The organism is Cryobacterium frigoriphilum (genome assembly GCF_004403305.1).
GTDB lineage: Bacteria > Actinomycetota > Actinomycetes > Actinomycetales > Microbacteriaceae > Cryobacterium > Cryobacterium frigoriphilum.
Genome location: NZ_SOHE01000003.1, coordinates 25,393 through 32,188, shown reverse-complemented (window position 1 = coordinate 32,188; position 6,796 = coordinate 25,393). Strand labels below are relative to the sequence as shown.

The 6,796-nt window shown below is 60.7% G+C and carries 10 protein-coding genes; 6 read left to right on the top strand and 4 right to left on the bottom strand.

Features of this window, described 5'->3' with window-relative positions:
- Positions 1-147: transposase (locus E3T55_RS21115; RefSeq protein ID WP_134517633.1), on the bottom strand; the 147-nt coding region annotated here is incomplete at its 3' end.
- Between the two features lie 159 nt (positions 148-306).
- Between E3T55_RS21115 and E3T55_RS00530 the strand changes: the two genes are divergently transcribed.
- From E3T55_RS00530 to E3T55_RS00520, 3 genes are all read left to right on the top strand, one after another.
- On the top strand, positions 307-579 hold the full coding sequence (locus E3T55_RS00530) for a sigma-70 family RNA polymerase sigma factor (RefSeq protein WP_134517632.1): 273 nt from the start codon (positions 307-309) through the stop codon (positions 577-579).
- 63 nt (positions 580-642) lie between these two features.
- Positions 643-948, top strand: coding sequence for a hypothetical protein (locus E3T55_RS00525; RefSeq protein ID WP_134517631.1), 306 nt, complete (start codon positions 643-645; stop codon positions 946-948).
- A 20-nt stretch (positions 949-968) separates the two neighbouring features.
- The gene (locus E3T55_RS00520; protein WP_134517630.1) at positions 969-1,313 is read left to right on the top strand and encodes a hypothetical protein; all 345 of its coding nucleotides are present in this window, start codon (positions 969-971) and stop codon (positions 1,311-1,313) included.
- Between the two features lie 641 nt (positions 1,314-1,954).
- Here the strand turns inward: E3T55_RS00520 and E3T55_RS00515 are convergent.
- Positions 1,955-2,269, bottom strand: coding sequence for an IS30 family transposase (locus E3T55_RS00515; protein WP_420897954.1), 315 nt, complete (start codon positions 2,267-2,269; stop codon positions 1,955-1,957).
- 383 nt (positions 2,270-2,652) lie between these two features.
- Here E3T55_RS00515 and E3T55_RS00510 point away from each other — a divergent pair, with 383 nt between their 5' ends.
- From E3T55_RS00510 to E3T55_RS00500, 3 genes are all read left to right on the top strand, one after another.
- Positions 2,653-2,898 (top strand): hypothetical protein, encoded by a 246-nt coding sequence (locus tag E3T55_RS00510; protein ID WP_134517628.1) that lies wholly within the window; start codon positions 2,653-2,655, stop codon positions 2,896-2,898.
- Positions 2,899-3,415: 517 nt separating this feature from the next.
- Positions 3,416-3,808 (top strand): hypothetical protein, encoded by a 393-nt coding sequence (locus tag E3T55_RS00505; protein ID WP_134517627.1) that lies wholly within the window; start codon positions 3,416-3,418, stop codon positions 3,806-3,808.
- Between the two features lie 10 nt (positions 3,809-3,818).
- Positions 3,819-4,286, top strand: a complete 468-nt coding sequence (locus E3T55_RS00500) for an SRPBCC family protein (protein ID WP_134517626.1) — start codon at positions 3,819-3,821, stop codon at positions 4,284-4,286.
- A 347-nt stretch (positions 4,287-4,633) separates the two neighbouring features.
- Here E3T55_RS00500 and E3T55_RS00495 read toward each other — a convergent pair whose 3' ends face one another.
- The gene (locus E3T55_RS00495) at positions 4,634-5,557 is read right to left on the bottom strand and encodes a nucleotidyl transferase AbiEii/AbiGii toxin family protein (protein WP_134517625.1); all 924 of its coding nucleotides are present in this window, start codon (positions 5,555-5,557) and stop codon (positions 4,634-4,636) included.
- Complete coding sequence (locus E3T55_RS00490; RefSeq protein WP_166791628.1) at positions 5,554-6,636, bottom strand: type IV toxin-antitoxin system AbiEi family antitoxin domain-containing protein; 1,083 nt, start codon at positions 6,634-6,636, stop codon at positions 5,554-5,556. The genes E3T55_RS00495 and E3T55_RS00490 overlap by 4 nt, the downstream gene beginning before the upstream one ends.
- Between the last annotated feature and the right edge of the window lie 160 nt (positions 6,637-6,796).

Sequence of the window (6,796 nt, the reverse complement as noted above, 5' to 3'; positions counted from 1 at the left end):
CGGAATCCCGGCTCGATACCGATAGATAATGCCTTCCAGAATGCGGCGGTGGTCTTGGAACGGACGACCCACACAATTCTTCGATGACGGCATCAACGGTTCGAGTCGAGCCCACTCGCTGTCAGATAAAACGGCAGTTCGCGACATGCGTCAACTGTGCCAGACGACCCCACGGATCATTAGGAGACACGCCCTAGTCGCGATCGGGCGCAATTACAACCCGTAGCAGTTCCGTCCCCGATCAGATTAGTTAAGATCATGATCTTGTCGCCTAGAAGTGGTCTTATTGCGCTCGACAGTAGCGTGATGCGCGCGGAGCCCTTGCGGGTGATGCTCGATGAAACGGCGCTGGGGAATATGTTCGCGTTCAGTTGCCTCTATGACGAACTGGCAACGGAAACGTACTCACTCTGTCTGCGGATCGTGGAGACCCGGGGGCAGGCCGACAAAGCCGTGCTCGAAACGTGGTTGCGGGTGTGGCAACACGCGGCGTCGTTGGCCCAGGCACCGTCCCCTGCCCGCGAGACAATTCTTGCCGTTGCCTTCAGCGTCAGTAAATGGGTCAAGTCAAATGAGTGAATCCATGAAAGCTAAATCATCTCGTGGACTGGGAGTTGCAGAGCGAAGGGTGGAGTGCTTTCTATGAGCGATGAATGGGTCGTTGGGCCGCTTTGGGTGCGACCTGTGGCTGTAGGTCGCTGGGAGCTGGGGATTGAAGACGGGCCGGCGGATCAGCGCAGTGCAACTGTTGGTTTCATCGTCCGCGTCAGCAACGCTTTTGAGGTGACAACGGTGGCGACTCTGCTCACGGAGCCAAGTTTTGGCAGCCTTCTCGCCGCGATCGACTTCATCACAAACACCCTGCCGGCTCGGGGTAACGCATCCGGCGCTTTCTGGACGCCTTCAGACGACCGCGACAGTAGCTCGCAATCGGTTACTTCGCAATGAGAGGACAGCGAGGAAACGCTATGAAGAAGACGCATCTGGTCGCCGTGCCCGACGGGATGAGCCGGGCACGGCACCCAACACCGGAACGCAGGCTAACCGGCGACGACGTTCTGCGGAGTGATTCGATCACGGTCAACGCTGGATCAAAAAGGGAGTGGATGGTCGTTTACGAGTCGGATACGGGACAGTCGACGGTGATTGCGCTGGTGTACCAAATCGGGAACAGGTTTGAGGTGACCATTATGAGTGATCCGCTGCGCATGGCCTCCGTCGTCAGCGTTGCGGCCGCTGTCGACCTGCTTGCAACAGACGGAGCGACCGTACGTCAACTGCGCGCAGCAATGCGCTGGCGACCGCACGTATAGTCATCAGTCCACACGCTGTCTTCCATACCGCCTGCCGGATCCGTGACGCCAGCGGCACAAGGTTTCGGTTGACGGGTATTGGCCCTCATCAGCATGGCGAGTAGCGCCTGATGGTAGCGCCAGTCCAGACACTTGGTGCCGTGAGACTCAATGTCCGCGAAGTGATGAGGTTTAGTGTCCACGATGTCCTGAGATAACACACCAACTCGCCGGACTACCGCTACCACCAAGGGCTACTCGCCAAGCAGCGCCGAGCGTACCCACGCCCTAAACCTGTCTCGCCCTGACCATACTCAAACCGGAGTCGGAACGGCCCGTTCAACAGAGTTGAATATTCGCTCTCCTGGGGGCCGGTGTTATTGACCTTCGGGGCCACTCGTCGAAGGTGTACGTAGTGTGTTTTGGAGCCACTGGATATTTCTGTTGGGAGCCACCCTTGGTTCCGGGTCCACGTCGACGCGATAGTGGACCGCATTGTGCACAAGACCCTCCGAGCCGAGACCGGCAGCCACAACGTGCGCGAACTCGCCGCACTCGCGACTGCGTAATCCGTGACGGGGAGCACCAGTGGTGCTGAGCCACACCGCCACTGGTGCTCTTCCGCACGATCGATGGGGCTCAACCGCACGATCGGGTGGGGCTCAGAGGCTCGAATACTCAGTTGAGTTGGTGTGCGACGAACTCGAGGTAGTCGGGTGGTATCCGGAGAGGTCTGTGCCCTTGGGGAAGTGCTGGCGGAACAGCCCGTTGGTGTTCTCGCTGCTGCCGCGCTGCCAGGGAGAGGGGGCGCAGAAGTAGATGTCGACGTCGGTGGCTGCGGCGATCGCGACGTGGTTGGACATCTCGATGCCCTGGTCCCAGGTGAGGGTTTTTTGCAGCATTTCTGGGAGGCGGTTGATCGCGGGGATGATGGCTTCTTGGACTTCGAGGGCGCCGTGGCGCTCGGGTAGATGCAGCAGCGTCAGATAGCCGGTGGTGTGCTCTATGATAGATTCCGGCGAGCCCTCCGCATCGCCGCGCTCAGTGCTGCCTAATCAGCTCACTCGCACGGTCCCAATCCCTACACTATCCGGCGGGACATGACAAAGGTCTTTTTAGTACACGTCCCAGATGGCACCATATTGTGATGAGAAGAATTACCTACATTGGAGCGTCATTCCTGACCACAGCCGCAGTTGCGGATGCACTCCTACCGTTGGTCGCTGCACTCGGGATCAGCCAAACCACTGAAACACTCGACATCCCCGCGGTAGACACCGCAGGGAAGCCAATCACCGTGAAACTAGTCGTTGGCCCCAGGAGCGAGCTCATCAGCATCCCCGAGGAATCACCTGGGAAAGTGGCAGACACCACTGCGACGCTCGCCTACCTCCGCGCCCGCACCTACACCCATTCCCATTCCCATTCCCAACCCGAACCATTCATCCGCCACGAAACTGCCGCTGCCACCGCTTTCGACGCCGACTCCGGCTGTGAGTTCGATTTTGATTGGTACGAAATCGTCACCGCCTCATATCCCGACGTATTTCGATTTCATAGCCGGACAGCTGGTCCGTCCTTTGGCTTCGGTCGTCCGCTCGAGTGAATATTCGGTCATTGTTCCGGTTGGCGACGTCATGAGCCGTGCGCAACGGGGGATCTCGTGCTTCGTAGTCCGTCCGATCATGATGGCGTGTGGGTGATCGCCGCTGCCACGAAAGGTCGCCCGAGAAGGTGTTGGGCTACATCGAGAAACGTGGTTCTGTTTTTGAGATCTATGAATATAGAGGCACCGCGACGGGATGTCATGTTCGATCATTTCGAGTTGGCGGTCGCCTCGTTTGTGTCAGTCTGCCCGGCTTAGATTTCATCCATGGCGCCGACGCCAACTTGCCGCTTCGTTCAGCTTCGGAGCGCGGCACCAACAAGACGACGTTGCGACGCCCAGATTAAGCCGGAGCGCCTCAGTGCACCGTTCTGGAAACTAAGCAGCATCCGTATCAGAGCACTTTGTTCGGCGAAGTCTAGATCAAATACATTACTTGTTGACATAATCATTATTATCGGTCATATCACCCGACAAATTACCCGACATAACACCCGCTAAATGGTAGCCTCGGGTCATGATCAAGACGTCAACCGGGGATGGTTCTCGTTCTGGTGCTGATCGCGCGGCACACGAACGCTCCGTGGGTCTGAGCGTTGCTGAGATCGCAGCGATGTTGCAGGCGCAGCTGGGCCAGGTGCTGCTGGGCGTGATCGTGGGTAAGAACGCCCGCACGCTTGCTCGCTGGGCACACGCAACGGTACGACCGCCGCAGGCGAGTGAAAAGCTCCTCAGAGACACATTTCAGGTGCTCGAGATCCTCTGTTCGGTTCATTCGTCTGACGTTGCCAGGGCGTGGTTTATGGGTATGAACCCGGAACTGGGCGATGCTTCGCCGGCCGAAGCGCTTTCGGAGGGACGTTCCCGGCAGGTCATGGCCGCGGCGCGGTCCTACATGGCCGCGGCCTAGGCTAGGCAGCATGACGGTCGAACAGGTTGAGCAAGGACCGCGCCGAGTCGCGCGCACTGTCAAGGTGCCGGCTTCGTCCGACGACGTCTTCGCGTTGGTGGCTGATCCGCACCGTCACGGTGAGCTGGACGGCTCGGGCACCGTCCGCGACACGGTGTCGGGGCCGCGGCGGCTTAGCCAGGGCGCACAATTCTCGGTAGCGATAAAGCAGTTCGGCGTCCGATATCGCATTACCAGCACGGTGACGCGCTTCGAGGACGGTCGGCTTGTGGAATGGCGTCACCCAGCGGGCCACCGGTGGCGCTGGGAACTCACGCCGCTCACGCCCACGTCTACGCGCGTCACTGAGACGTTCGACTACAGCACCGTCCCAGCCGTGCAGGGCAAGATCTTCGAGTTGCTCGGCTTTCATCGGCAGAACGCCGCCAGCATCGAAGCCACCCTGCGCCAACTCGCGTCGCGCTACGCCCGCGCTTGACGTGACGGTGCTCACGTCCTGACCGGACGTCGAGGCCCCAGTCTGGACATAAATAGAACAATTTAGCCCCGAGTAAACAGATCGCTTACTCGATCATAGAAGCCACTTATAAAGTGGCGGTGATAGCGGCTTGGCTTCACTCATGCGCGGACCGCCAGCGGCTGCCTATTGAGTATTTGCGGGTGTGGGGACCGGTCAATATTGTCTTCGGAGGCCACGGATATTGCCTTGAGGTGCCGGGCAGTCGCGCGGCCGGGGGCCAGTGGTGTCCGACCGAGCGACGGGCCCGTATCTCGACTTGGCCGGCGGCGAGTTCGAGCACATCATGGCCGCGGGTCTCGCACCGGTCAGCTCGGGCGGATCCACTGTTGTTGTGATGGGTCCCAGGCCCCGTCCTCGATTTCGGCGCTAAGGGCTGGCAGCAGCATTGCGTTGACCAGGGAGAGCGCAGCTTCATGGTCGAGGAAGTCGCTCAAGACAGGAACGGTCTTGGCAACTTTGCGGTATCCGTCGGTCATGGAGCGTGGCACGTGGAGCGCAGTAAACGGCGGCAAGCCACGCTGGTGCGCTTCGGTGTGGACGCTGATGCGGAGTTGGCGTGCATCGATTCGCATCGTCTTCGTGAGGATGGCCAGATCGACGAGATCTTTCGTTCGGGTGGAGGCCTGGCCGCCGTAGGTCGATAGAGTCGCGCACACCTTGTCCGCGATCTGGTCCTCGACCGCGATCGCCTGATAGGCAACGGCCGGTCCCAGGCGCGACACGTCGAGCCTGAACGCTGGAGTGATGATGTCCAGGGGTGCGGCAGGGGTGCGCGTGTGGATGGCCAGATCGACTCTGAGGGGGTTTCGGGTGCCGGCGCCTCGAACGGTGACGCTGAACGTGATGGCCGCGGCGTGGAGCTCGGGCTGATTGGGGCCGCCGGTGTCGCGGTGGCTGACGTAGCGGAACTCGAAATGATCGCCCAGGTCTATGCTCGCGGCTGAGGTGAGTTGGGCGATGGCGGTGTCGATACTCATCTCCGCCGTCTCGAGGTCCACATCGGTCGTGCTTCGCGATTGGGGAAGCCGAGCAAGCATGCTCGTGCCTCCTTTCAGTGCGAAGGGGCAATCGTCCTGCGAGAACACCCGGCAGAGAAAGCGATCGAAGATAGCCAGTTCGATGAGGCTCTGGACGGAGGAACCGAGGCCGCTTCGGTGCGCCGCGCGGGCCTTCTCCGTGATCGCGGAAAGCACCGCACGCCCATCTGGGTATGGGTCGCTGACGATCATTGTTCCCCCGCCTTCCTGCTGAACTTTTCTGTGGCGCCGACTGTCGGAGCCGGCGAGTTCCCGGTTTGGACTGAGAAGTCGATCGCGGGAGTGGTGATGTTTGGCAGCGATTCCGATATCTGCGCTGCGATGGATTTCGTGATGTGTTCCATCTGTTCACGCTGTTGCTGAAGTAGTGGGGCGAGCACGGTGTCCGTGATTTCGGACACGAGGCGACTCTGGTCCACGAGTACCGGTGCGATCATCCGCTCGATGTGTTCGCGCAGCTCGACGCTCCCCGCCAGCTGGGGCTGTAGGCCGGCGACGATGGTCCTCAGCTGTTCCCGCACTGCCTGGCCGACGATTCCCTCGAGGGCGGCGCCGATAGCCGGCCGCTGCACGAGCCCACGCGCTGCGGCGATATCGTCGATTCCCGCGCTCCGGCGGAGTTGTTCCAGCAGAGCTGGGCCGTCGCCTCGAGGGTGGCCGTATCGTGCGGCGAACGGGGTCAGGAGAAGGCCGAGGTGTTCGAGGTCGACCGCTCGTTCTCCCCGGGTCGCGTCGGCCAGCACGTCGCCGATCAGGGACAGGTCGCCGATCTCGTCGACCAGGTCGGCAACCGTTCGTTCGATGCTCGTCACCGGGAGGCCCCCGACAACCACAATGTCGCGTGAATCCAGGTGGCGCCGGCTGTAGACAATGTCGGTTCGTTGCGTTTGGCGTCGCTCGCTGGTGATCAGACGGTACGGGACTGGATTGATATCGCCGCACTCATGAACAGCTGCCGCGGCCGCCCCGCCCACCACGACTCGTGGGGTACTCCCCCGCTCCCACGCCAGCACTATGGGTTCAGTCGACATCCAGGCAGCGCGCAGATCATCTAGAGGAGCGACCGGCACTCCCCCGAGCCGGTACACGCCGTGGGCGAGTCGCTCGAGTCGCCCATCTTGTTCCCGATGCGAGAGATTGGCGCGACTCACACCCCTTGCCCGCGCCTGAGCTGTGGTGAATAGACCCCACTGACCGGCAGCGAGTTCCTGAAGGATCGGTTCAACAACAACGTTCATACTTGGAAAGTATAACCAGAGTACGCTTTTCAAGCAATTGTGTTCTCGAAAGGCAGACGGGGGATTTTCTCGAGCGGATCTAACGGGAATCGGGCGTCCCGGAACTACGCGGATCCTCATCGGCGCTCCTCGGCCATTCTCGTGTCCCGGTCACCGTCCGGCTTACGGGCGGCTAATGCAAACATCGAGGGCG